The following is a 2,372-nucleotide window of genomic DNA, read 5'->3' as shown; positions in this document are numbered from 1 at the left end:
TCCGGGCAAGTTGACGGTTGTGGACAGTTTCCGCATCGGCTGCATCGGGCAGATGGACGAGCACGTGATGCGGCGGGTCGTGGTCGCCGCCCGGGAAACGCTGGCCGAGATGGGGGTTGCAAGCGCCGCCCCTCCGGCCGCCGCACTGCAAGAGCGCGCCAAGCTGGCCGCCTGAAGAAGATCGAGGAAAGCAAGAGATGACCATTCATACCCCCGTCGAAGCGAATGCGCGGGTCTATCCGACGCCGAAAGTGCCCGCGATTGCCATCTGCCTGGATGGGTGCGAGCCGGAATATCTGGACGTGGCGATTGCCAGGGGGCTGATGCCCAATCTCAAGCGGATGCGCGAGGCGGGCACCGACCGGCTGGCGCATTCGGTGATCCCGTCGTTTACCAATCCCAACAACCTCAGCATCGCCACCGGCCGTCCGCCAAGCGTGCACGGCATCTGCGGCAACTACCTGATCGATCCGGACAGCGGCGAAGAGGTGATGATGAACGACGTGCGCTTCCTGCGCGCGCCGACGATCTTTTCGCAGTTCTACGAGGCGGGTTACCGCGTGGCGATGGTGACCGCCAAGGACAAGCTGCGCGCGCTTCTGGGCTCGGGGCTGAAGTTCGACGAGGGCAGGGCGGTGGCGTTTTCGTCGGAACGCGCGGGCGAGACCACGCTGGCCGGGCACGGCATCGACAATGCCAGCGCCTGGCTGGGCATGCCGGTTCCGGACGTCTATTCGGCGGAGCTCAGCGAGTTTGTCTTTGCCGCCGGGGTCAAGCTTCTGAAAGAGTTCAAACCCGACGTGATGTACCTGTCGACCACCGATTACATCCAGCACAAGTTCGCCCCTGACCAGCAGGGCGCGCTGGATTTCCATGCCATGTTCGACCGCTACCTGGGCGAACTGGACGCGCTGGGGGCGGCCATCGTGGTGACCGCCGATCACGGCATGAAGCCCAAGCATCACGCTGACGGCTCGCCCAACGTGATCTATGCGCAGGATCTGCTGGACGAGTGGTTGGGCAAGGATGCGGCCCGGGTGATCCTGCCGATCACCGATCCTTACGTGGTCCATCACGGCGCGCTGGGATCGTTTGCCACCGCCTATCTGCCCGAAAGCGCCGACCAGGCCGACATCATGGCACGTCTCAAGGCGCGCGATGAGCTGATCCTGGTCATCGACAAGGAAGAGGCGATCCGGCGCTTCGAACTGCCGGGCGACCGGATTGGGGATATCGTGATGATCTCGGGCGAGAACATCTGCATCGGCACCTCGGAGCACCGCCACGACCTGGCGGCGCTGAAGGAGCCGCTGCGCAGCCACGGCGGGTTGACCGAGCAGGAGGTGCCCTTCATCGTCAACCGCCGGATCGAGCTGCCGGATGCGCCCGTTCTGCGCAACTTCGACGCCTTCTTCTATGCCACGACAGCCGCGGCGGTATAAGCTATGAAAGATCAGACCATGTCCAATATCGAGATCCGCAACGAGGGAATGCGCATCGGCGGTGAGATCGTCTTTACCGACGAGACCGTGCCGGTCCACTATCCCTATACCAACGAGGTGGTCGGCTATGTCCCTGCCGGCAAGGCGGAACATGCGGCCCGCGCCTTCGAGATCGCGGCGAATTACACCCCGAAACTGACCCGGTACGAGCGCAGCCGGATCCTGCAGCGCGCGGGCGAGCTGATCGGCGAGCGGCGCGACTATCTGGCCAAATGGCTGGTGCTGGAGCTGGGCATCTGCCACCAGCACGCGATCTACGAGACCAAGCGCGCGCAGGATGTCTATCAGTTTGCCGCCGCAGAGGCGCTGAAGGACGATGGCGAGATCTTTTCCTGCGATCTCACCCACAACGGCAAGGCGCGCAAGATCTTCACCATGCGCGAGCCGGTGAACGCAATCTCCGCGATCACGCCGTTCAACCACCCGCTCAACATGGTCAGCCACAAGATCGCGCCGTCGATCGCCACCAACAACTGCATGGTCTGCAAGCCGACCGAGCTGACACCGCTGACCGCGCTGACGCTGGCCGACATCCTGTACGAGGCCGGGCTGCCGCCCGAGATGTTCCAGGTGGTCACCGGCTGGCCCGGCGATATCGGCGACGAGATGATCACCAACGGGCATATCGACATCATCACCTTCACCGGCGGCGTGCCGGTGGGCAAGATGATCGCCGAAAAGGCCGCCTACAAGCGCTCCGCGCTGGAGCTGGGGGGCAACGACCCGCTGATCGTGCTGAACGATCTTTCCGATGCCGACCTGGACAAGGCCGCCACCATCGCCGTGGCCGGGGCCACCGGCAATTCCGGCCAGCGCTGCACCGCGATCAAGCGCATCCTGGTGCAGGAAAGCGTGGCCGACGCGTTCGTT

General features: G+C 64.1%; 2 protein-coding genes. Both read left to right on the top strand.

Annotation, left to right across the window (positions count from 1 at the left end):
• Nucleotides 1–197 precede the first annotated feature (197 nt).
• On the top strand, nucleotides 198–1,442 hold the full coding sequence (phnA, locus tag AC2FNB_RS21070) for a phosphonoacetate hydrolase (protein ID WP_496748683.1): 1,245 nt from the start codon (nucleotides 198–200) through the stop codon (nucleotides 1,440–1,442).
• Between the two features lie 3 nt (nucleotides 1,443–1,445).
• Nucleotides 1,446–2,372: aldehyde dehydrogenase family protein (locus AC2FNB_RS21065; protein ID WP_496748682.1), on the top strand; the 927-nt coding region annotated here is incomplete at its 3' end.

This window comes from Ruegeria sp. BHSB058, assembly GCF_059613285.1.
The sequence above is the reverse complement of the archived record's forward strand: the minus strand, read 5'-3'. Positions and strand labels throughout refer to the sequence as shown.

What these genes read in the sequence shown, in the direction of transcription:
- phnA (WP_496748683.1), top strand. Translation starts at nt 198, where the DNA reads ATGACCATTCATACCCCCGTCGAAGCGAATGCGCGGGTCTATCCGACG.